This window comes from Serratia sp. JKS000199 (genome assembly GCF_900215455.1).
GTDB lineage: Bacteria > Pseudomonadota > Gammaproteobacteria > Enterobacterales > Enterobacteriaceae > Serratia > Serratia ureilytica.
Genome location: NZ_LT907843.1, coordinates 2,499,626 through 2,521,606, shown reverse-complemented (window position 1 = coordinate 2,521,606; position 21,981 = coordinate 2,499,626). Strand labels below are relative to the sequence as shown.

Sequence of the window (21,981 nt, the reverse complement as noted above, 5' to 3'; positions counted from 1 at the left end):
CATGACTGCAGCCAATACCAACATGGGCGGGATCGGCTTTGCCGGCTGCGACCCGATGATACCGGCGCCGGGCCCGAACACCTCGCCCAACAACACCGGCATACCGAACGTGCCTAACATTTTCATTTCCGGCGGCAATGAACAAAACCTCGGCACCACTCGTGTGGCCACCGCCGATTCGGGCGGAGTGATCGGCGCTGCCTCGGGGACGCATTCGGCCCAGGCGCAGCCGGTGCAGGGATCGGGTAAGTATTTCTCCGGCGGCATGCCGGTCACGCGGCTAGGTGATTCCAGCACGACGAACAACAACAACATGGTCTGCACTCAGGTCGCGCCGAGCCAGACCAAATGTTTCGTTAATGCATAGGAGTTCAGCATGGTGAAAACGCTCCGGGGGATTGCGACAGGGGGACTGTTGGCGGTGGGGATGCTCGGCGGATGCAGCTGGTTTTCTCACGATGAGGCTGCGGATGCGGGGCGTCGGTTGCGGTTTATCGACGTCGAGGTGACCGCCAACGACAACGTGAACCCGAATGCCGCCGGGGAGGCGCAGCCGGTCAAGGTGTGCGTGATAGAAACCAATCGCTCGGGGTGGATGCCTGAGGGAATTGGCGACGGCGCCCCTTGCCGCGAGACGGCGCCGTCGGAAGGGGCGCTGAGCCGGCACCAGAGCATTTTGCAACCGAGGGAGACGTTGCGTTATCGCTTCGAGGTGCCGGCGGGGCAAGAGCGATGGGTCGTCGTCGGGGCGGAGTTTCAGCAAATCAGCGGCGTGTTGCCGCTCGCCGAGCAAAAGTCCCCTGCGCAGGCTGATTCGCAAATGAAGGTGATGGTGGGGATGACGTCACTCAGCATAGTGACTAACGACAAAATGGATGAATGACATGTTACCTAAACAACGCGTCGCCTGGGTAGAAGGCATGTTGATGGAACCGCAGCATTTCCAGCAGCAGGAACGTTTTTTCGAGCACTTGATTGAAGCGCGCTTGCGCAGCGTCGAAACCTTCACCTGGGGGTTCCTGACGCTGGAGATCGACAACGGGCTATTGGAACAGGGCAAGTTTGCGCTGAAGAAAGCCAAGGGCGTTTTCCCCGACGGCACGGCGTTCAGCATGCCTGAGGATATTCCGCTGCCGCCGCCGCTGGTGCTGGGAGAAGGCTGCCAGGGGAAAGTGGTGTGCCTGTCCGTGCTGATGGATATCGCCGGCAACGCCCAGATCGATCTTATCCAGGATGCGCGAAAAAGCAGCCGTTTTCGCACCATGGACGCCGAGGTGCCGGATCGCAACCACGGCGTCAGCCTGGAAGGGACCCCGCGCGTGTGCACGATGCAACTGGGCAGCCTGGTGACGCGGCTAAGCCTGGAGGACGCGGTCAGCAGCGCGGAAAGCGTGCTGCCGGTCGGTTTCGTGCGCGAGCTGACCAGCGATCGTCGGGTGCTGCTGGATGAGCGCGCCTTGCCGCCGATGCTGGATTTCCGCGCCATCGGCTGGCTGCCCGCGTTCACCACCGAATTGCTTGGGCTGATCAGCCAGCGTCTGGAGTCGGTTTTCCGCCCGGACGTGCATATGACGATCGGCGGGCTTTCCGAGCTGCTGGAACTGCTGTTGCTGCAAACCTTGAGCGAGTTCAATTTGCGCATTAGCCAACTGCTGGCCAGCCCGCAGGTGCATCCTGAAACCCTGTTCGACACGTTGCTGAGCCTGCTGGGGCGGCTCAGCATCATTCCCGGCGGCGAACGCCTCTGGGATCGGGCTGATTTGGTGTATCTGCACGATGAACCGCACAACTGCTACTTCCAACTGTTCGCCTCGATTCGCCGCGCGCTGTCGCTGGTGATCGAAGCGCCGGCGGTGGCGTTGCCGTTTATCGATCGCGGCGACAGCATTTATCTGTGCCCGAACGACTCGCAGCTGCGCCTGGAAAAACTGGTGTTCGCCGTCAGCTGCGGTTTGTCCATCGAGCATCTGCGCTCGTATTTCCCCGCGCAGGTCAAACTGGGGCCGGTCGAGAAAATCATTCAGCTGATCGATCTGCAATTACCGGGCGCTCGCTTGCTGCCGATGGCTTCGCCGCCGCGGCACATACCGTATTACCCGAACAGCATCTATTTCGAGGTTGATCATGCCGACCCGATTTATAAGGAAATGATGGCCGGCTCGGCGATGGCGCTCAGCATCGTGGGTGATTTCCCCGACCTGCGTTTTGACGTCTGGGGATTAAGGCAAGGGAGGGTGGGATGAACGAATTCGAGAGAAAAATACGCGAGGCGATGGCGGTAACGCGCAACAACGCGACGCCGCGCCTTCCCGCGTCCGGCTCGGTGGGCAAAACGACGGCGGAGATCGCCGCGCTGTCCTTCGGCGCGCGGGCGCTGGCCGCCAAGCTGCGGCCGGGAAGCGCCGGGGTGGCGACGCCCCCCGAACCCAAGCCTTATGAAGCGGAAAGCGTTGCGCCGGAAAGCAGCGAGCCCGCGCCGGGCGAGCGCCCGGCCGAGGCGGCGCCGACCTCGAGCGGGCTGTTCGGCCGCGCCGCGCTGAGCAAGCCCGGCGTGATGATGGGCCATTGGGACAACCCGCTGATCGCCGCCGCTATCCCGGTCCTGCTGCAGGTGGAGCGGGTGCGCGATCAGAAACAGCTGAATCCGGGCGCGGTGCGCGCGCAGATCGTGCGTGAGATCCAACAGTTTCAGCAGACGCTGCTGGCGGATCACATCGCGCCGAGCGATGTGGACAAGCTGGCCTATCTGCTGTGCTCCTACGTGGATGAGTGCTGCATGAGCACGCTCGAATCCGGCGAACTGAATCTCAGCCTGCTGGTGGAGTTTTATCGCGACGCCTGGGGCGGGGAAAAGTGCTTCGAGCACCTGCAGGCCTATCTGGCCGCCTCGCCGCGCAACAAGGAGATCCTGGCGTTTTACGATCTGATCCTGTCGCTGGGCTTCGAAGGGCAATACCACGTAATGGAACGCGGCGCGGTGCTGTTGGCCGACGTGCGCAACCGTCTTGACGGCTATCTGTACAGCCAGAACCCGACGCAGACGCTGGCCGATGCCGAGCCGAGCAACGTGGTGCGCAAGGCGACCCGCATCACGCCGCTGAAGCTGCTGTGCTACGGCCTGGCCATCGCGCTGCTGGCGTACGCCTCGGCCGCCTGGTATCTGCACGATCAGTCCCGCGCGCTGCGCAACGCCATTTTGGCCTGGACGCCGCCGCAGCCGCGTAAAATCAACATCATGGAGACGCTGCCGCAGCCGCTGCCGCAAATCCTCAGCGAAGGGTGGCTGGAGGTGCGCGCCGATCCGCGCGGCTGGCTGTTGATCTTCACCTCCGACGGCGCGTTCGCCACCGGGCAGTCGAAGCTGTCGGAAGAGTTTAAAAAGAAACGCAACATTGAGCGTTTGGGGGAAGCGCTGGCGCCGTGGCCGGGCGATCTGGAGGTCATCGGGCATACCGACAACAAACCGTATCGCAACACCTCCAACAACTCCAACCTGAAACTGTCCGAGGCTCGCGCGCAGACGGTCGCCGACAAGCTGCGCGAATCCTTGGCCAACAGTAAATACAACCGCACCGTGACATCGGTCGGCAAGGGCGATCAGGAGCCGCTGGACGACAACGCGACGGAAGAAGGGCGCCGCCGCAACCGCCGCGTGGACATCCTTTGGAAAATCGGCGAGAGGGAGATGGCTTCACCGTCTGCAACGTTAAATCAGGCAGGGGTAGCCGCCGAGGTCCCCGAGGATAACTAAGACATCCGCCGGCGTAGAGATAATAAGGAAATTATATGATACGTAGATCATTCATATTGGTGATTGCCTTGCTGCTGTGTGCGGTGGTGTGGTGGATTGGGCCGTTGATCGCCATCGGCACCTATCGGCCGCTGCTGTCGGTCTGGGTCAGGGGCATCATCATCGCGCTGATCCTGTGCTGGGCGCTGTGGCCGTTCGTGGCGACGTTCTTATCCTGGGTGTTCCGCCACGCGCGAGCGCCGGCCCCGGCCAAACGCAAGACCGCCCAGCGAGACCGCGTGACCTCGCGCTTTTACGACGCCTTGCGCACCTTGCAGTACGTCGGCACGGCGAAGCAGCGCACCCCTTGGCAGCGCTTCAAATACCGCCTGACGCGCCGTTATGTCAGCGAAAAGCCGTGGTTTCTGGTCGTCGGGCCGCCGGGCAGCGGCAAAACCTCGCTGATCGGCGAAAGCGGCGAACGCTTCTTGCTGGCTGAGCACTATGGCCTGCAGCAGACGGTGGACGTCGGGCCGACCCAGGATTGCAACTGGTGGCTGGCGGAGAATTCGGTGTATGTCGACACCTCCGGCGAATGGCTGCAGTTGAACGGCCTGGGGGAAGAGGGCGCCAGGGCGCGCGACACCCTGTTCAAACTGATCCGCCGCCATCGCCGCCATCCGGGCATCGACGGCATCATGCTGTGTCTGGATGCGCGTTGGTTGCTGCACGCCTCGCTGACGGAGAGAAAGTCGGTCGCCGACGCACTGCGCGTTCGCCTGCTGGAGATGGCCTCGTGGTTCCGCAGCGAGCTGCCGGTCTATCTCACCATCAGCCACCTCGATCAACTGGTCGGCGGCGAGACCTTCCTGTCCATGCTGGGCGACGATCTGTTGCAAAAAGGCATGGGCTTCAGCCTGAACCGCGCCGAACAGGGAGAAACCCCCTTCGAGCAGTATGAAACCCTCTACCGGGAGATGGTGGCGCGCGTCAGCCATCACGTGCTCGAACTGTTGCACGATGCGCCGGACAGCCAAAACCGCCAACAGCTGCTGTTCTTCACTGAATCGCTGGGGTCGCTGGGCAACCCGTTGTATTCCCTGTTAGAGCAGATCTTCCCGCAAACGCCGGTGGGCTACGCCTGCCATCTGCAGCAGGTGTGGCTGGGCAGCACCATCGCCTTGCCGCCGCAGGGGGCGATCTACAACGCGGAAGCGGCGGATATCTATGAAGCTCGCCCGACCGGGCGCATTTATCACCCGGAGCTGGATTATGCCCGGCAAGAACGCGGGGTGATGCAGCAGTCTTCGCACGCCAGGCCGCTCGGCAGCCGCATGAGCTCCCTGGGCCGCTATGTGCTGGTGCTCATTCTGTTGGCGGTCTCGTTTAACCTGCTGGCGATGCGTTACCTGTGGGAGAGCGATTACATCTCCTACATTGCGGCGCGCTTCGATGAGACAAAGCGCATCGTGCGCGAAATTCCGGTGACTAACCGCGTCAGCGACGATGTCATTTCCGCCTATGAGCAGCTGGGGTACATGAACGCGCAATTGGGCGGCGAAGTGTCGCCGGTGCCGAATCCCTATTTCGAGCACAAGCTGATCAACAGCGCGGCGCAAAAAACCTACCAACGCCATTTGCTGCAGATCTTCTGGCCGGCGGTGGAAAACTATATCGCGGACGAACTCAAGAATGACGTCTCGGCGTCCAACAAGGACGTCTACGGCACCCTGAAAGTGTACCTGATGATGGGCGAACCTTCGCACCGCTCCGCCGAAGCCTTGGTCGACTGGTTCATGGCGCGCTGGGAAACCTTTATGCCGCAGGGTTACACCGACATGAACAAAGGCATCTTTGCTTACCATCTGCGGGAGATGTTCTCTTTGCCGGACGCGCCGGTCATGAAGATGAACGGCGATCTGCTGCGCCTGGCGCGGGTGAAAGCGATGAACATTCCGATGCAGGTGCGGGTGGTGCGCCGCATCGAAGAGAAACCGTTGCCGGCGGCGATCAACGATATTTCGTTAGCCGACGCCGCCGGGCCGAACGTCTCCTTGATGCTGCGCCGCAAGAGCCAGGCGACGGTCACCGATACCGCCGTGCCGGGGTTCTATACCCGCGCCAGCTATCGCGACGTTTTCCTGGCGCAGCTCGATGACGCCGCCAAGGACATGATCGAAGAAGAGTCTTGGGTGCTGCGCGACAGCGCGGAAGGGAAAAACGCGGTGAACTCGCTGGCCTCGGCGCAGAAGCTGGCCGACGAGGCGAGGAAGCTATACCTCATCGAGTATGCCGACAAATGGGATGCTTTCATGCGCGACGTGCGCGCCCGGCCGGTCAACGGGCTTGAGGATGCGGCGATCCTGGCGCGTCAACTGTCCGACCCTTCTTCCCCGCTGGCTAATCTGGTGCGCTTCGCCGCGCGCGAAACCAGCATGACCGGCACCAACCAGGGCGATGCGGCAAGCTGGTTCGATCGCCAGCGCAATCGCATCGAGCAGCAGCGGCGCGACATCCTCGGCGAGATTTCCGGCGAGCGCGCGCGTTTTCGTCTCACGCCGGAACGCGCGGTGGAAGATCGCTTCGAGCTGCTGCGCCGTCTGGGCTATCAGCTGTTACAGACCACCAACGCCAGCAACGATCCGCTGAGCCGCAGTTTCGAAGCGCTGTACAGCCAGTTGACCACCTTGTCCACCTCGCTGCGCGGCGGCCAGGTGGTGCCCGCCGGCGGCACGCTGAAGCGTCTGCAGTTGGATGCGGCGCGCCAGCCGGAACCGGTGCGCAGCGTGATGATGGATCTGTTGCAGGTTGGGGACAGCCAGACTATTCAGCAGAGCCAAAAGAACCTGAGCAAAGGCGCTTCGTCGCTGGCCTCCGGCTTGTGCAAGAGCAGCATCAGCGGGCGTTATCCGTTCTCGCGCAACGCCAGAGCGGAGGTCGGCATCGAGGACTTCTCGCGCATGTTTGGCCAAAGCGGCGCGATGCAGCAGTTCTTCGATGAGAACCTGGCCCCTTATGTGGACGTCAACGCGCAGAAATGGAATGCCAAACCGGGTTCAGAGGGGATCGTCAATGCCAGCACGCTGGGCGCGTTTGAAAATGCCCGCCTGATCCGCGATACCTTCTTCACCGCCGGCGACAAGCTGTCCTTCTCCATGTTCATCAGGCCGTTGTCCCTGACGCCGACCATTACGGAGGCGACCCTGGATATCGATGGGCAGGTTATTAACTACAGCCATGGCTTCAGCCAGCCTACCCGTATCGATTGGCCGGGCCCGAAAGGCGGCAGCTATGTTCGACTCACCTTCCGCACCGGCACCGGCCAGATCCAGGTCGCCAGTTTCGACGGGCCCTGGGCCTTGTTCCGGATGTTCGACGCCAGCAATCCCGTGCCGCTCGCCAGCGACAGGCGAGAGCTGACGATGTCGATGTCGTCGGTGGTGGGCGTGCTCAAACTGGAATTGCGCTCGACGATGAAAGATTTCCCACTTTGGTCACGGGCGTTGCGAGGATTCTCGTGCCCGAAAGCGATGTAAACACAACCGTAAAGAGGTGATAAACATGTTAGATCCAGCCAAAATTTTAGAAACCATGAAGGCCGGCGGCAATTTGGGCACCAATTCCCAATCGTCGCTGAGTCAACCGTTTATGCAAGGCGTCAGCAATATTCAAATGTCGGGGCCGGATGCGGCCAAGTCGGTCATGAGTAATGTGACAAAATCTTGCGATGATATGTTCGGCAATATGAAGGGCATTTTTAATGGTCTGCAATCGAATGTGAACGCACACCAAAAAATGCAAACGAGCGAGCAGCCGAAAGATTTTAATGTTTCCATGGACGATCTTCGTCCGGCGATTGCGAAAGGGTTCCCGCACGAAATGGCGGACTTCTTTTCCAAAGTGCCGAAACTGTAATCAAAAACTCGATGGATAAAATACCGGGAGGCGGAAATGCCTCCTGGTATTCACAAGGAGTGTTGCGATGATCTATGACTGGATGCTCAAAAACGCCAATAAACGCATGGGTTTTTTTATCATGGTGATACCCAGCCTGTTTTTTTGGATATTGGTTTTTCTGACCTTATCTATTTTTTGATTCTTTGATGTAAAAAAAAGCACCCGCGAAGGTGCTTAAAATGAAGCGAATTAAAAAATAGGAAGGGATGATTATGAGTTGTTATTACAGTTTAGAGATGATCTGCAATCCGCTGGAAATCAGCGCATCGACGGCCAGACCAATACCTTTACCGATGGTGCCGACAACGGTTTTGGCATCCGGGTTAACACCGGCAATCGCGGAAATGGTATCAATACCTGTACCTACCGCACTGCCAATCAGTGTGCCTACGTCACCAAAAAAACCAGCACCGTTAACTTGTTCAATTTCTACTGCGGATAGTTCTTTCATGATTGAAACTCCTTTTTCAGTTAGCCCTTTACTTCAGGCAATTTCATTATTGCAAATTAGGTCGTTTTTTCAATAAAACTCGCGCTGTTTTTTTATACTATTGTGTTTTTTGTTAGATTGATTTTGCATCGTTAGATTATATATTGCCGAAGCCTGGGTTTTTATATCTCACTCGCCTTGAACGGTGGCGGTTTTATGAGGTTATTATTTTAAATCGGAATGATATATACCAGAAGGGAGACCTTATGAAGGTATTGACGACGCCGGAAAGACCTTTCCGGTATGATGAGCTTGCGGATAAAATCATCCGGGAGGCCAGGAGCCGCTTGGGCTGCGCCGTTCTGCGGTTTTTAGACTGCATGATCCTGGGTTATGGCCCGCCGGTGATAGTCTTTGATATCTATAATAATCACGGTAAGTTGCAAACGTTCAAAGTCATTCTTCCTCTTGGGAGCGACAAGCAGCTAAAAAAAGATCACCTCGGGTTGGTTTCCTGCCTGGAGGCTAAAAAATTGATGAGGATCAAAAAAATATAATTCATCCCGCTCGTCAACGATGCCGCGTTATCTTTCTACGCTGCGCATCACTCCAGAAAAATCTTTACTCCTACCAGGCATTTCTTGCGCGGGCGGCCGATGGGTTCGCCTTCTTCTTTTTTGTTGCCGTCTACATGAAAGGGCGGGAATCACTTACTGCCATAAAGTGTAGCTTTTTTTTATGCAATTTTTTTACAATAAAATGAATATGGTTATACTCTGTTTAATAGGGTCTGCGATGACCCCGCCGCCTCGTGCGAAAAAAGCATTATCCTGCCTTTATCATAAGTAAATTCCTAATGCATAAACGGATTCTCTTAACAATCAATGTCGCGCAATGTTATATTCTATATTATGTGTTTTTTCGATATTTATCTGGATATATTGCGCTCTTGGAGTAAAATTAACGTATCAGAGAAAAATCTTAGCACCGTGATGCTGATGGCAATGATGCCTTATAAATATATCTTACGATAACAATTTCCCTTGCGAAGCGCGGCAGCTTACCGCGTCTTGCTTTTGTATGCTCTCCAGGGCAGATGATTTATATAACCCTATATATAAAATGCACTTTTGCGAGGCAAGGTCTTTTTTGCTTCGCCTATAACGCTTTTTTATTAAAAAGCACGTTAAAACAAAAAATAATCACAGCAATGATATTGCAGTAAGGAGAGTGAGCAAGCGTAGTCAAAAGGGAGGTTTGTTAATGGAGCGCGTCAATATCGCTATTGTGGATAAAAATCAATTCTTCAAGCTGGGGTTGAGTCTTGCCTTGCAAGAAGGTTTTCTCACGAATGGCATTAAGGCCAAGATCACGGGAGAAGAACGTGCCAACATCATATTCAGGGCGCCGGACAAGCGGGTGTCCATAAATTTTTGTCATACCCAGCTTTTGCAGGGCAACTTTTCTTCTATTCCGCTCTATTTTTCAATATTGGAGCATAAAAAGACATTCCCTAAAATTCATTGCAATTTGGAAGCCGGAAGTATTACGCGCAAAGACAGCGTGGCGGCGATCGTGGACAAGGTCATGTTCTGCTATCGCAAGAAAAATAGTTTGTTTTCAAGCTATTGCCCGCGTTGTCGTACCCAGTTGACCTTTAGCGAGGGGAAAGTGTGCCGTTTAATCCATCTGGGCTATTCACAAAACCAAACGGCGATGTTGCTCGGCATCAGCCCGAAAACGGTGAGTATTCATAAACGTTCGGCTATGAGAAAACTGAACATCGATAATAATATTGAATTCTTGCGCTGGTTAAAAATGCACAGCGACTCTTGTTAATCAGGGAAAGGACGCGAACGGTCCGGCGCCGTATTATCAGCGGCGCTGAGCGGTCATCTTTTATTGATTTCCGCCCGGCATGGAATCGGTTTTATAGGGAGATAAAACATGGCTGTCTTTGTGAGAGAAGCGGTTTCTCATAATCATTTCAAATTATTGCAGGAGCTTTATGGCAGAGATTTGGGCGGGGAGCGTTTCCTGCACTGGAAGCATTTGCTCGATCCGCATTGTGGGGCGCCGATGGAAAAAACAGGCATATTTTACAAGGATCAAGAACGTTATCTCGGGATGTTTGTATCCAGTTTTTATCCTTTTAAAATCAATGAATTTTCTTTTAATGTTAATATGCTTGGCGATCTTGGGATCCACCGTCAGGTCAAATCTTCCACCGTCTTGAAAGATTTTTTCCTGCAGGCCAGGCGTTCGGATGTGGCGGCGGATATCTGCTTTTCCGATGACAGGAAGATCAGGGTTTATGAAAAGATTTTTAGAAAGTATTTAACGACCAATACGCAAATCTATCCCTTCGTCGAATTAACCTTAAAGCCTGATAAGTTTATGGCCTTTCGTTTTACCGAGGGCGGACAAGCGCGGCAGGCCAGCTTTATCAATAATCTGGGGCGAGAAAAAGATCATCGCGCATTTGAATATATTGAAAAACATCCTCTGTATCATAAAATTCATTATATCAATAAAGGCAATCTCTACGCTGTGATTGGCTGTTCCAGTGAGTGTGCCGAACTTTTGGATATTTCCAATCCTTCCAGGGAGTGTTTTTCCTGGGCCATCGGCGTTTGTCGGCACCTGCATAGCCGTTGCAAAGTGATGATCCCTATTGGTTTTTACAAGTCGATTTGCGCTCAGGCGGCGGAGGTCATTGCAGAAAAGCGCATCAACATGCTGATCGGTTATTACTCAGAAAAGATAAGCGAGCTGATGCCGAAAGAGGTTTGGGTATGCCGCATGGATCGCCGTTAAGCAGGGCACGTGTATTCTAAATGGAGTGTTTGTCATGGAAGAGATTCCTGTATCACCCTATTCAAAAGTTTTTATCGATGAATATGACCGCCATCCAGAGGGCTGTAATTACAACGTATTGGTGCTGCAGCGTATTGAGGGCGCGCTGGATCCCATCAGATTACAAGCTGCGCTGAATGCGCTGGTGCAAGATCATGTCCTGCTGAACAGCCATATTCATGAACGGAATGGCGAACTGTATTGGCGTCGCAATGACGCAATCCATCCTTTGCAGCATTACACGGACCGCACGCTGCTGACCCAAGTGATTCGCCAGCCCTTCGACATTTACCGCGGGCCGCTTTATCGTTGGGCGCTTTTCGCCGAGGGGCCGGGGCGCTATACCCTGGCGCTGGTGGGCCATCATCTGGTGATCGACGGCGCGTCTTCCGACGAGTTTTTCTCATTGGTGAGCCAGTACTATGGTCAACAGCGGCTATCGACCCGCCTCGAGGCGGCCGAGATTGCCGCCATCAACCGGCAGCTGCAGCGCGAGGTGGAACAACTGGCCGCCGATGGAGCGCTGGCGCACTGGCGGGCCGAAGCGGCAAATTTGGGCGCGATAGACGTGCCCTTTGAGAAAAGCGGCGCCGTGCGAAACGATGAGGCGGCCGAGCTGCGTTTCCAGGTGCCCAAAGCGCAATGGAAAGCGCTGAAGCAGAGCGCGGGAATACGGCGAATGAATGACTTTCTGGCGTTGCTGGTGCTGTGGGGCATCTTGATGGCGCGCAGCGGCAATCAGGAAACGGTCTATATCAGCTATCCGGTGTCGATAAAAAAGGGGCAAAGATTTGCGCTTGGCGGGCATGTCAACACCAGCGTGATGCCCCTCGCGCTGCGTGACGGCGAAGGCTTCGCCGCCGTTTATCAACGCGCGCTGGCGTTTATTACCGCCGCGGCGCCGCACTCGCGCCAACGGTTTAACCAACTGCCCACGCAACAGGTGGTGCAGGCGTTGGGGATCCGCGCGATGCCGATTTCCTTTGCCCAAACCAACCTGCGCGATGCGGCATTGGCGCTGGCCGATTGTGCCACTTCGCCGTTGTTTGAAGCCAACCACGATATGGCCAGCGCGTCGCTTTCCCTGGAATATGAGGATCGGGCCGACAGCGATGCCTTGCAGTTCCGGCTGCGTTTTCGTCAGGACATGTTTGACGAAGATGACATGCGCGACTGCGCGGAACATTTCATGCGCTTGATGCAAGCGGCGATGCGCGCGCCTGACGCGCCTTTACGCCACCTCGGCTTTTATCCCGCCGCCGATATGCCGCCAGATGACGACGCGGCCCCCGCGTTGCCGAGAGAAACCCTCAGCGCCCGGTTTGAGGCGATCGCGCTGCGTTATCCGGATAAGATTGCGCTGGAGTTTGAGGGGCTGCATGTCAGCTACCGTGAGCTGAACGGCATGGCGAATAGCCTGGCGCGCGAAATTACGTTCCGCTACCAAGCGCTGACCGGGGTCGCCCCTCAGGCGGACACGCTGATTGCGCTGTACAGCGAGAAAAGCCTGGAAATGGTGGTGGCGCTGCTGGCGGTGCTGAAAACCGGTGCGGCCTATGTGCCGCTCTCCTGCAATTATCCTCAGGCGCGCATTCGGCATATTCTCGAAGAAACGCGCGCGCCGGTGCTCATCGCCGGGGAAAGCCTGCAGTCGGCCGCCGAGGCGCTGGCGGCGATGATGCCGCACGCCGTGTCCGTCCTCACGCTGGGCGATCTGAACCGCCTGCCACACGAGCGGCAGAATCTGCCGGCCATCACCGGCGCCGACCGGCTCGGCGCGGTGATCTATACCTCGGGATCGACGGGGATCCCGAAAGGCGTGATGCTCGAGCAACACGCGATGTGCGGGTTGGCGACCGCATCCGGCATCGCTGTCACGCCCGATGACGTGTTGCTCTTCCTCTCGAGCCCGGCGTTCGATGCGGCGACGTTCGAGGTGTGGGGCGCATTGCTCAACGGCGCCAAATTGGTCGTCGTGCGCGACACGGAGGATATCGCCGGCGATGTGCCGCAGCTGGAGGCCTTGCTGCGTCGGCAGCAGGTATCGATTCTGTGGGCGACGCGCAGCCTGTTCGATCATCTTTACCTCAGTCACCCCGACCTGTTCGCCGGGCTGCGCTGTCTGCTGGTGGGCGGGGAGGCGCTGACCGCCACGCTGATGCAGCGCCTGGTGCGGCAAGCCAACCGCCCGCAGCAGGTCATCAATGGCTATGGCCCGACGGAATGCACCACGTTCACCACGATGTACGCCATCGCGGCGGACGAAACCCGCAGCAGCATCCCGATTGGGCGAGCCATACCGGGGCGCGAACTTCATGTGCTGGATCGCTGGCTGCAGCCGTTGCCGCCAGGGCTGGCCGGCGAGCTGTATATCGGCGGAGACGCGCTGGCGCGCGGCTATCTCAACCAGCCGCAGCAGACGCAAGAGCGTTTCATTACGCTGAACGGGCGACGCTTGTATAAAAGCGGCGATCGGGTGCGAGAGTTGCGCGACGGCAATCTGGAGTATCTCGGCAGAAACGATTGCCAGGTGAAAATCCGCGGTTTCAGAATTGAACTCAGCGAAATAGAAAATACGATCAATGCGCTGGAGGGCGTCGAGAAATGCGTCGTGGTGGATGTCGTCCATCGCGATAGCAAGCGCCTTGCCGCTTATGTGCTGATGGCGCGGGGCGAGCCGCTGGATCCTGCCGATTTGCGCGCCCGGCTGGAGCGGATCCTGCCGGATTACATGGTGCCGTCCAGCTATGTTGCGCTCGACGAGATACCGCTGACGGTGAACGGCAAGCTGGATCGCACGGCGCTGCCCGCTCCGCAATTCGCGCAAAGCGAGCGATATGCCGCGCCGCAGAATGCGCTGGAGGCGTTGATTTGCGCCCTGTGGGCGGAGATCCTCGGCGTTGAACGGGTTGGGGTGGATGACGACTTCTTTCGTCTGGGCGGCGATTCGATCCAAAGCATCGTGTTCACCAGCGAATTGAGCAAGTCGGGCTATCACAGCAACTCGCGTGCGGTGTTCGAAACCCGGAATGCGCGGGCACTGGCCAAGCGCATCTTGCAGCAACGGGACGCGATTGCGCCGCTCAATGAACAGGGCGAGCTGCAGGGCGAATTCGAATTGTTGCCGATTCAGCGCTGGTACAACGAGCAGCCGCCGCAACATCGCGCCTTCTTCAACCAGACTTTTTTGGTGCGGGTGCCGCCGATGTCCGCCGAGCGCGTGGCCGATCTGGTCAACGGGCTGGCGTCGCGCCATGACATGCTGCGCGCGCGGTTTAGCGCCGACGATGCCGGCGCGCTGGTCGCGCAGCGCTATCTGTCGGTGGCCGACGGCGGCCCTTCATGGGGATACTATGACCTGGCGCTTTGTCGCCAAAGCCGCGCCGAACTTCTGCATCAATGGCAATCGGGGTTTGATCCGGTAGAAGGGCCGCTGTGCCGCTTCGTCTACATTTTCGACAGCAGCGCGCCCGGCTACGCGTTGATGTTCTGCGCATTCCATCATCTGATCATCGACGTGGTGTCCTGGCGCATCATCGTCAGAGACATGCGACGGTTGCATCAGGGCGAATCGCTGTCGGCGAAAGGCACCAGCTACCGGCAGTGGGGCGAGACGTTAAGGCACTACGCGGCGAGCCGGCATGACCAATGCGCTTACTGGTTGGCGATGATCGCCGGGCAACCCGATTACGCCACGCTCAGCGAGGGGGCGCAGAGTCCGGCGTTTTGCCGCTTAGAGTGCGACGCGGCGTTGACGACGCTGTTGATGGACACCTGTCATCAGGCCTACCGTACCTCGACCCGCGAGGTGTTGCTGGCGGCGCTGGCGCCGGTGCTGCAGGCCTGGCATGGCCGTGCGGACAGTTACCTGACGCTCGAACACCATGGCCGCGATATCAATGACGATAAGATCCAGCTCGACGACACTGTCGGCTGGTTCACCGCCTTACTGCCTTTGCGCATCACCGCGCATCAGAGCCCAAAACACACGCTGCGCGCCATCAAGGACACATTAAGAAAGATGCCGGATCACGGCATCGGCTATTCGGCGCTGAAATACGGTTCAGCGTCGGACGACGAAGCGATAGCCTGTCTGCGGCGCCACCGCTTGCCGGCCATTTCATTCAACTATCTCGGCGTCTTTAACGAACAGACTGACGACGCCCTGTGGGCCTTGATCGACCAAACGGCGGATCTGGAAAACGGCGCGCTGCCGGCGAGCGACAATGTGCTGGATCTGGTGCTCTACGTGCACGGCGACCGGCTGAGCATCGTGATGTCGGGCTTATTGCCGCAGGCGACGCTGGCCCGGCTCGGTTCGCACTATAGGGCGAGCGTGTCGGCGCTGGTCGAACACTGTTGCCACGAGGCGAGCCAGGGCGTTCGCCTCGCCAGCCCGGGGGACTTCCCCCATGCCGACGTCAGCCTCGCCGAGTTGGACCACTGGCAGCAACGTCATCGCATCGCCGCCGTTTTCGAGGCTACGGTCACGCAGCGGGAACTGATGTATTTCAACCGGCTTAACCACGAGTATCAGATCGATCAGGCCGTTTATGAGGTGGCCGGCCCGCTGCAGCCGGAGGTGTTGAACCAGGCCTGGTCGCTGGCGCTGCAGCGCTTTGAAATGCTGCGCGCCGGGTTTGGCGATCAAACCCGCCGTGGGCGGCCCAACGTCTTCATCTGCGAGACGCTGCAGGCGCCGATCGCGATCGAGGATTGGACCGATGCGCCGCCGTCCTCGCTGGAAGAAAGGATGGAGGCGCTGTTGGCCCGGGAACGAGAAACCTCGTTTGAGCTGGATGCGCCGCCGTTGATCCGCTGGCGCCTGATCAAGTTGAACGCCGATGAGCACTATTTGGTGCAGACCTTTAACCATATCTTGTTCGACGGTTGGTCCCTCGGCGTTCTGTTCGAACACTGGTTCAACGACTACCTCACCTTGCTGGAAGGGGGCGCGCCGGCGCTGGAAATTAACCGATTTGAGCCGTTCGCCGCTTATGTGCGCGCGCACGGCGACGATCCCGAAGCGCAGGCGTTCTGGACGGACTATTTGCGCGGAGCGCCGGTCAACCAACGTTTGCCGTTGAGCGCTGCGCCGGATGCCGCGCCGCAGGGGCGACGCATGCGGCAATATGGCGCGGAATTCACCGCGGAACAGGTGGCAAGCCTCACCGCGTTTTGCCGGCGCCAGGGGATCACGGTCAATCAACTGACGCAGCTGGCCTGGATGCTGGCGCTGGCCGAAGCGCTGGCCTGTGACGATATCGCGATCGGCACGACCATGAGCGAGCGCCCGGCGGACATTGAGCAGGTGCAGACGCTGTTTGGCCTGTGTGTCGCCAGCCCGGTGCTGCGCCTGCAGGCGATTCGCCGCCGGCCCATTTATGCGTTGCTGGCCGATATCGCGGATTCCCAGACGCTGAGGCAGAAGTACGCCTTTTCCGAACTGAACCGCTACGACGAACAATGGGTGCCCACTTCGCCGTTCGGCAGCCTGTTTGTGTTTGAAAACATGCCGCAACCGCAGAAGGATCCGCGCTTGCCGTTTACGTTCCGGGTGACGGATATCGTCAGCGGCAGCAACCACCAGACGGTGCTGTGCTTGTTCCCCGAAGCGGAACGGCTCGCCATTTCACTGTTTTATGATTCTCATGAGATAGCTCAGGAGAGCATCGTTGCGGTAGGACGCCGTTTTCAGGCCATTGCGCTCGCGATCGCCCACCTTCCGCCCGACAGCGAAATCCGCGCCGAAGACGGGATTATCCAGGCGGAGGAGGCGTGATATGTGGCTTGCTATCGACGGCAAAATAAAATACCGGGCGATCGTGAGCGATCTTGACGGAACCTTGCTGGATCCTGCCGGGAATCTGTCTGATCTGACGGTGGAAACGCTCAATATCCTGCATGCCCGCGGGCTGGAAATCGTCATCGCGACAGGCCGTTGCGATGCGGATGCGCGCGGGATTGTGGATGGCTTGGGGTTCTCGCCGGCGATCGTCTCCTGCAATGGCGCGATGGTCAATATCGAGGGGCGGCCGGTGGCGGATAAACGTTATTTCCTGCCTCGCGACAGCCAAATGATGTTGATGGATTACCTCTTCGCCTGTCCGCTCCACGTGACGTTGTTCACCCAGGAAGGATGGATGATGGCCGAAGAGAATCCGCATTTTGCCGACTATATCAAAACCTCGGGCGTCGCTTGCCGCTATGTCGAGCCGGAGGCGATGAAACGGCAACCGATCCTGAAAGTGCTGCTGCAGGGTGAAGCGGCGCTGATCGAGCGGTTTTACGACGAGGTCAGTCAGGCTTTCGGAAAAACGCTGTCCATCTGTAAGTCCTCTGCGGAAACGATAGACATCATGGATAAGCATATTTCCAAGGCCAGAAGCGTGGCCGACTATCTGAGCGCCAAACAGATAGCGATGCGCGATTGCCTCTCTTTCGGCGATGCGATGAACGATTTGGACATGCTGCGCTGGGCCGGAACGGGGGTGGTGATGGGCAATGCCATGGGCGAATTGAAGCGCGCGCTGCCGTTTAACCCGATTGCGCTGCCCAACAGCCGCAATGGCGTCGCCGATTATCTCTGCCGTGAGTTCGGCCTGTTCTGACATTGTCACCGCCGCGCGGGTGAACGCATTGGCAACAGGGTCTTTCGTGGGCAGATAACAAGGAGGTGAACAAACAGTGAGGGTTTCATTTTTTCATTACTAAACATGTCGATAAATACAAAGGAGACAGTATGAAAGAACTGACTGAAGCAGAAGTCATGGCGGTTTCCGGCGCAGGCATCGCTTCCGATGCCGGCAAAATCCTGGGCAATGGCATTGGCGCCATCGTAGATGCCGGTACCGGTCTATTCGGGATCCACGCGGATGCGGCGGGCGCCGGCGCCAAACTCGGTGAGGGTATTGGCGCCGTCATCGATGCCGGGATTAGCGCCTTCTCGCAGCTGTTTGGCCGTAAATCGTCATAAGCCCGGCCCTTAATGAAAAGTGCCCGCAAGGGCACTTTTACCTCGCTCATGTCGGGAGCCGGAAGAACGGCAAAGGGAGAGTTCATGGCGAATAAAATCATCTTGATCATGGTCATCAATCTGTTCGTGGCGGTGGCGTTGGCGGTGTTTAACTTTATCTATATCCAAAAGAAGGTGGATATACGCGCCCCCAATGACGCCACGCCCTTTCAGGTGACCGAGAAAGCGCAGGGCAGGATCGTCTCCATGCAGCAGACTTCGGTATTTCTGAACAACAATCCTGTGGTGGCGTTTACCTTGGAAATCAACGCCAGGCGCAAACAGTTTACGATCGCTGACCATCGGGAGGTGGTGCTGTATATCGCCATGAGCCGTTATGAGGAAAACGGCGTTTACAGCCTATTGCTGGGCGAGAACGACAGAGACGTGGCGTTCGAAAAGGACAGCTTTGGCTATCCGATACGCTTTCATCAGGTGCTCTAGGCGCGCGGAAGGTTTCCTGCCGCCAGGCGGCGTAAAAGGGATTTGCCACGGACAAAGGGGGAGGAAAAAATGCTGAAACGCATCGGATACATCGCGCTGATTTGCCTGGCCTTAATCGGCGGCCGGCAGGCCATGGCGGCAGAGGAAGATCGCTGCTTTGCGGACGAACATCCCGCCTTGCACACTGTTATTCCTTGTTATAACAATCAGTTGGCCATATTGCCTCTGTCATATTCATTAAAGGGCGTGGATAACGGCCATGACGTGTCGATACGCCATTATCGGTTGATGTCGCAATCCTGGTCGCCGCAAGACGCCATCCGGCCGACGCAATGGTGGCACGATGTGGATATTTATATCCCCAACGGGGCGCTTGCCCGTAAAGCGTTGGTGCTGATGAGCGATGACTGCGCTTGCGCCGCCGCAGGGGCGAGCGGGCCAGGCAAGCAAAATGCGGCGTTTTCCGTCGCTACGCCGGCGGCCTTGGCGGCGGAAAGTCACACCATCGTGATTGTCGTCAACCGGCTGCCTTATCCGTACCTGGAATATCAAAATGAGGGGCGGCGTCGTGCGGGGGAGGACAGCCAGGCCCGAGGCTGGCGATTGTTCCTGGACGATGCGGATGAGTACTTGATGATGCCGCTGGCGATCCCCATGACGGCGGCCTTGTCGCAAACCATGACGCTGGCGCAGCGCGAATTGAGCCGATGGGGGATAGATAAATTCATCGTGGCGGGCGCGGCGAGCGGCGCAACCGCGGCGTGGCTGGCGTCATTGTCGGATGAGCGCATCGATGCCGTCGTCGCCATGTTCCCGGATGGGGTCGCGGCGCGGCAGGTCTTGAAGCATACCTATCGTACGTATGGCGGCCGTTGGCCGTTGGCGTTTCATCCTTATTACCAACTCGGCATCGATCGGCGCATAGAGACGCCGGCGTTCGACAAACTGATGCAAATAGCGGATCCCACCGCTTATCCGCCGCCGACGGCGGGAGAGCGGCCAGCGGCGGCGAAATATGTCATCATCGCCAGCGGCGACGAACGTTATCCGCCGGACAGCACGCGATTCTATTTCAGCGCCTCACCGGGAGAGGCTTCGCTGCGCGTGATTGCCGACGGGGATCGCGCGGCAAGCCGGCCGGCCGCCGAACGCGCCATACTGGCGATGATCAAGCGCCGCCAGCGCGATATCGCGTTGCCGACGATCGAGGTGCAAGGCAGCGCCGCGGATGCTGCGGTGCGCACGCTGCGTTTTTCCGAACCGCCGGCCACCGTGCGGCGTTGGAGCGCGCACAACCGCACGGCCCGAGATTTTCGTTATTCGTGCGGCGTACGCTTTACCCCGGAGCCGTTGGCCGCAGCGGAGGCCGATCGCGGCGAGTTTCGTCTGGCCGCCCCGGCGCAAGGCTGGGAGGCCACCTTTATCGAGGCGGTGTTCAACGATGGGTTTATCGCGACCACGCCGGTCTTTATCACGCCTGACGATAACTATCCGTCCGCCGTTCCCGCGGGCGATGGCCTGGCGTGTGAAACCCTACCCGGCAGAGGGCTGGGAGAAGATTATCGCCATGACGATTAATTAGCGGCGCCGAAAAACAATAAGGCGGCAATGCGTTATTCTGCGCGACAGAGCGCATTGTTGCCTTGTTTTCGAAATAGTGAACGGCGTCAGACAGAATATTTCTGCGTAACGCCATTTTCTCGTTGTCACATGACCGCGCCGGTTTCACGAACGGCGAATGCTTTATTCTCCCTCCTGTTCGATAAACCGTTATCGCCATGCTTTTCCTATTCCTCTGCTCCTCTTTCTGCCGCCGCGTCGTGATGCCTTTCGTAATATAAATGTCACTTATTTCAGGGCGAGTTTTATCGCCCGGCTTTCATTTTACGGCGATGTCGCCCGATTTTCCGGCTGAGGAGGAAATGAGGAGGATCTGGCGAAAGCGCCTTCGAATAGCGCGAGAATAAATTCTCTGGCGGCCAGATGATTGAATCAAGAAACGCCGATTTGGCGGTTTTTTCAAAATAAAATTAAGAATGATGCTAATTCTATTTGGGGTAATTATCTTTTCTCATCTTTACATTGATTTTATGTATTGCTAAAGGGGGAAAGCTAAGCATAATTAACTGTGAAAGGAGCGGAGCTCCTATTCTCCCTGTCCGGGTTCTCCGTGGCGGGGATATTTTGAAGTCTGTCTAATCAAAAGGAGAAGTACCCATGATGGAAAAAAAAGTGATTATGTTGGCATTTGTCGCGGCAGCGTGTTCAAGCGCTTTACCTGCTCTGGCAGCAGATGGTCAGGTTAATTTTACCGGGAATATTGTCGATGCTGCGTGCAAGGTCACGAATGACTTGAGTAATCCATTAAATGTTGTTTTGGGTGATGTGGCCCGAACGGCATTTGCGGGTGGCAAGGGATCAACGTCCAGCGCGACAAAATTCACGCTGGAAGTCACCGATTGTCCGGATACGGTAAAAAGCGCCACCGTTAAGTTCGACGGCGCGGCCGATAACGGCGACAGCAACGTATTGCAGCTGACCCAGGAAACGGATGTCGCTACCGGCGTCGGTATCCAACTGTCTGATATTTCTAACAGTGTTCTGCCGCTTTACACGGCGTCGACGGCTTATCCGTTGGCTTCCGGCAGCGGCGTGAAAAATAACCTCGATTTTACCGCCCGCTATATTTCCACGCAGGCAGATGTTACCGCCGGTAAAGCTAATAGCGTCGCCACCTTTACGCTGAATTATAACTGATAATATTTTCTTGCCCGCTGGTTCACAGCGGGCTGTATTGCCTCGGAGATAATATTATGCGTTTTAATCGCTACGGCGCCTTAGCGGCTTTCATTATTTTATTGTTTGCGTCTACGGTTCACGCCGGCGTGGTGATTGGCGGGACGCGGGTGATATTCAACGGCGAAAAAAAAGAAGCGTCAATCAGCGTGGAGAATCCGGATAAAGAACCGTATTTGATTCAGTCCTGGCTGGAGAATCAACAAAGCGGGGTGGATAAAATCGCGTTTATCGTTACGCCGCCTTTATTTCGGCTGGACGGCAACCAGGAAAATATGCTGCGCATCGTGAAAGTGGGCGATGACTTACCGAAAGATAAAGAAAGCTTGTATTGGATGAATATTAAATCCATTCCTTCAACAACCCAGGCGGGTAAATCGAATACGCTGCAAATAGCGGTCAAGACCCGCATTAAATTGATTTATCGGCCGGCGCCGCTGCTCCGCCAGGTGCCCGAAGAAGTGACGCAGCAGCTGAAATGGCAGCGTGTCGGTTCAGAATTAAAACTCACCAACCCAACGCCTTATTATATGAACTTTCATTATGTCCGCATCGGGGGGCGGGAAATGAAAGAGGTGGCGTATATCGCGCCGATGAGCAGCGAAATGTTTGCATTGCCCGTGGCGGGCGCAACGTCGGTAAGCTGGAAATTAATTAATGATTATGGCGGCACAGGGAAAGAACATCAGTCAGGTATTTAATCTGTAAGGGAAGGCAGACAGAGGGATAAAACATTTCAATAATGGAGCTAAT

The 21,981-nt window shown here is 57.0% G+C and carries 17 protein-coding genes; 16 read left to right on the top strand and 1 reads right to left on the bottom strand.

The window, feature by feature from the left end; all coding sequences use genetic code 11:
• Nucleotide 1 precedes the first annotated feature (1 nt).
• The 6 genes from CPH57_RS12105 to CPH57_RS12080 are packed head-to-tail and all read left to right on the top strand — an operon-like array spanning nt 2 to nt 7,645.
• Nucleotides 2–367, top strand: a complete 366-nt coding sequence (locus tag CPH57_RS12105) for a PAAR-like domain-containing protein (protein WP_033643656.1) — start codon at nt 2–4, stop codon at nt 365–367.
• Between the two features lie 9 nt (nt 368–376).
• Entirely contained in the window at nt 377–883 is a 507-nt protein-coding gene (locus tag CPH57_RS12100) for a type VI secretion lipoprotein TssJ (RefSeq protein ID WP_033643655.1), read from the top strand.
• A 1-nt stretch (nt 884) separates the two neighbouring features.
• A complete protein-coding gene (gene tssK, locus CPH57_RS12095) occupies nt 885–2,243 on the top strand; it encodes a type VI secretion system baseplate subunit TssK (RefSeq protein ID WP_021505816.1) in 1,359 nt (452 codons plus the stop codon).
• The gene (icmH, locus tag CPH57_RS12090) at nt 2,240–3,751 is read left to right on the top strand and encodes a type IVB secretion system protein IcmH/DotU (RefSeq protein ID WP_033643654.1); all 1,512 of its coding nucleotides are present in this window, start codon (nt 2,240–2,242) and stop codon (nt 3,749–3,751) included. Before tssK ends, icmH begins: the two co-directional genes overlap by 4 nt.
• 35 nt (nt 3,752–3,786) lie before the next feature.
• On the top strand, nt 3,787–7,266 hold the full coding sequence (gene tssM, locus CPH57_RS12085) for a type VI secretion system membrane subunit TssM (protein WP_069100817.1): 3,480 nt from the start codon (nt 3,787–3,789) through the stop codon (nt 7,264–7,266).
• Nucleotides 7,267–7,291: 25 nt separating this feature from the next.
• Nucleotides 7,292–7,645, top strand: a complete 354-nt coding sequence (locus tag CPH57_RS12080; RefSeq protein ID WP_033632662.1) for a DUF6277 family protein — start codon at nt 7,292–7,294, stop codon at nt 7,643–7,645.
• A 265-nt stretch (nt 7,646–7,910) separates the two neighbouring features.
• Here CPH57_RS12080 and CPH57_RS12075 read toward each other — a convergent pair whose 3' ends face one another.
• The gene (locus tag CPH57_RS12075; protein ID WP_004935320.1) at nt 7,911–8,138 is read right to left on the bottom strand and encodes a hypothetical protein; all 228 of its coding nucleotides are present in this window, start codon (nt 8,136–8,138) and stop codon (nt 7,911–7,913) included.
• A gap of 245 nt (nt 8,139–8,383) precedes the next feature.
• Here CPH57_RS12075 and CPH57_RS12070 point away from each other — a divergent pair, with 245 nt between their 5' ends.
• From CPH57_RS12070 to CPH57_RS12025, 10 genes are all read left to right on the top strand, one after another.
• Nucleotides 8,384–8,674 carry a hypothetical protein gene (locus CPH57_RS12070; RefSeq protein ID WP_004935318.1) on the top strand — a complete coding sequence of 97 codons (291 nt, stop codon included), beginning with the start codon at nt 8,384–8,386 and terminating at the stop codon, nt 8,672–8,674.
• A gap of 706 nt (nt 8,675–9,380) precedes the next feature.
• On the top strand, nt 9,381–9,956 hold the full coding sequence (locus CPH57_RS12065) for a LuxR family transcriptional regulator (protein ID WP_096242376.1): 576 nt from the start codon (nt 9,381–9,383) through the stop codon (nt 9,954–9,956).
• Between the two features lie 108 nt (nt 9,957–10,064).
• Complete coding sequence (locus CPH57_RS12060) at nt 10,065–10,934, top strand: hypothetical protein (RefSeq protein WP_096242375.1); 870 nt, start codon at nt 10,065–10,067, stop codon at nt 10,932–10,934.
• 34 nt (nt 10,935–10,968) lie between these two features.
• Nucleotides 10,969–16,755, top strand: a complete 5,787-nt coding sequence (locus CPH57_RS12055; RefSeq protein ID WP_089197201.1) for a non-ribosomal peptide synthetase — start codon at nt 10,969–10,971, stop codon at nt 16,753–16,755.
• Nucleotide 16,756: 1 nt separating this feature from the next.
• Entirely contained in the window at nt 16,757–17,584 is an 828-nt protein-coding gene (locus CPH57_RS12050; protein WP_033643650.1) for a Cof-type HAD-IIB family hydrolase, read from the top strand.
• A 131-nt stretch (nt 17,585–17,715) separates the two neighbouring features.
• Complete coding sequence (locus CPH57_RS12045) at nt 17,716–17,949, top strand: hypothetical protein (protein WP_004935304.1); 234 nt, start codon at nt 17,716–17,718, stop codon at nt 17,947–17,949.
• Nucleotides 17,950–18,033: 84 nt separating this feature from the next.
• Nucleotides 18,034–18,432, top strand: coding sequence for a hypothetical protein (locus CPH57_RS12040; RefSeq protein WP_042784953.1), 399 nt, complete (start codon nt 18,034–18,036; stop codon nt 18,430–18,432).
• Between the two features lie 69 nt (nt 18,433–18,501).
• Nucleotides 18,502–20,010, top strand: a complete 1,509-nt coding sequence (locus CPH57_RS12035; RefSeq protein WP_033643648.1) for a PhoPQ-activated protein PqaA family protein — start codon at nt 18,502–18,504, stop codon at nt 20,008–20,010.
• Between the two features lie 639 nt (nt 20,011–20,649).
• A complete protein-coding gene (locus CPH57_RS12030) occupies nt 20,650–21,189 on the top strand; it encodes a fimbrial protein (RefSeq protein ID WP_004935293.1) in 540 nt (179 codons plus the stop codon).
• A 56-nt stretch (nt 21,190–21,245) separates the two neighbouring features.
• Nucleotides 21,246–21,929, top strand: coding sequence for a molecular chaperone (locus CPH57_RS12025; protein WP_033632666.1), 684 nt, complete (start codon nt 21,246–21,248; stop codon nt 21,927–21,929).
• Nucleotides 21,930–21,981: the final 52 nt, after the last annotated feature.

Excerpts from the sequence above, each read along its gene's own strand:
- CPH57_RS12035 (WP_033643648.1), top strand. The coding sequence starts at position 18,502 with ATGCTGAAACGCATCGGATACATCGCGCTGATTTGCCTGGCCTTAATC.
- CPH57_RS12070 (WP_004935318.1), top strand. The coding sequence starts at position 8,384 with ATGAAGGTATTGACGACGCCGGAAAGACCTTTCCGGTATGATGAGCTT.
- CPH57_RS12025 (WP_033632666.1), top strand. The coding sequence starts at position 21,246 with ATGCGTTTTAATCGCTACGGCGCCTTAGCGGCTTTCATTATTTTATTG.
- CPH57_RS12055 (WP_089197201.1), top strand. The coding sequence starts at position 10,969 with ATGGAAGAGATTCCTGTATCACCCTATTCAAAAGTTTTTATCGATGAA.
- tssK (WP_021505816.1), top strand. The coding sequence starts at position 885 with ATGTTACCTAAACAACGCGTCGCCTGGGTAGAAGGCATGTTGATGGAA.
- CPH57_RS12105 (WP_033643656.1), top strand. The coding sequence starts at position 2 with ATGACTGCAGCCAATACCAACATGGGCGGGATCGGCTTTGCCGGCTGC.
- CPH57_RS12045 (WP_004935304.1), top strand. The coding sequence starts at position 17,716 with ATGAAAGAACTGACTGAAGCAGAAGTCATGGCGGTTTCCGGCGCAGGC.
- CPH57_RS12100 (WP_033643655.1), top strand. The coding sequence starts at position 377 with ATGGTGAAAACGCTCCGGGGGATTGCGACAGGGGGACTGTTGGCGGTG.
- CPH57_RS12030 (WP_004935293.1), top strand. The coding sequence starts at position 20,650 with ATGATGGAAAAAAAAGTGATTATGTTGGCATTTGTCGCGGCAGCGTGT.
- tssM (WP_069100817.1), top strand. The coding sequence starts at position 3,787 with ATGATACGTAGATCATTCATATTGGTGATTGCCTTGCTGCTGTGTGCG.
- CPH57_RS12065 (WP_096242376.1), top strand. The coding sequence starts at position 9,381 with ATGGAGCGCGTCAATATCGCTATTGTGGATAAAAATCAATTCTTCAAG.
- CPH57_RS12060 (WP_096242375.1), top strand. The coding sequence starts at position 10,065 with ATGGCTGTCTTTGTGAGAGAAGCGGTTTCTCATAATCATTTCAAATTA.
- CPH57_RS12075 (WP_004935320.1), bottom strand. The coding sequence starts at position 8,138 with ATGAAAGAACTATCCGCAGTAGAAATTGAACAAGTTAACGGTGCTGGT.
- CPH57_RS12080 (WP_033632662.1), top strand. The coding sequence starts at position 7,292 with ATGTTAGATCCAGCCAAAATTTTAGAAACCATGAAGGCCGGCGGCAAT.
- CPH57_RS12040 (WP_042784953.1), top strand. The coding sequence starts at position 18,034 with ATGGCGAATAAAATCATCTTGATCATGGTCATCAATCTGTTCGTGGCG.
- icmH (WP_033643654.1), top strand. The coding sequence starts at position 2,240 with ATGAACGAATTCGAGAGAAAAATACGCGAGGCGATGGCGGTAACGCGC.
- CPH57_RS12050 (WP_033643650.1), top strand. The coding sequence starts at position 16,757 with ATGTGGCTTGCTATCGACGGCAAAATAAAATACCGGGCGATCGTGAGC.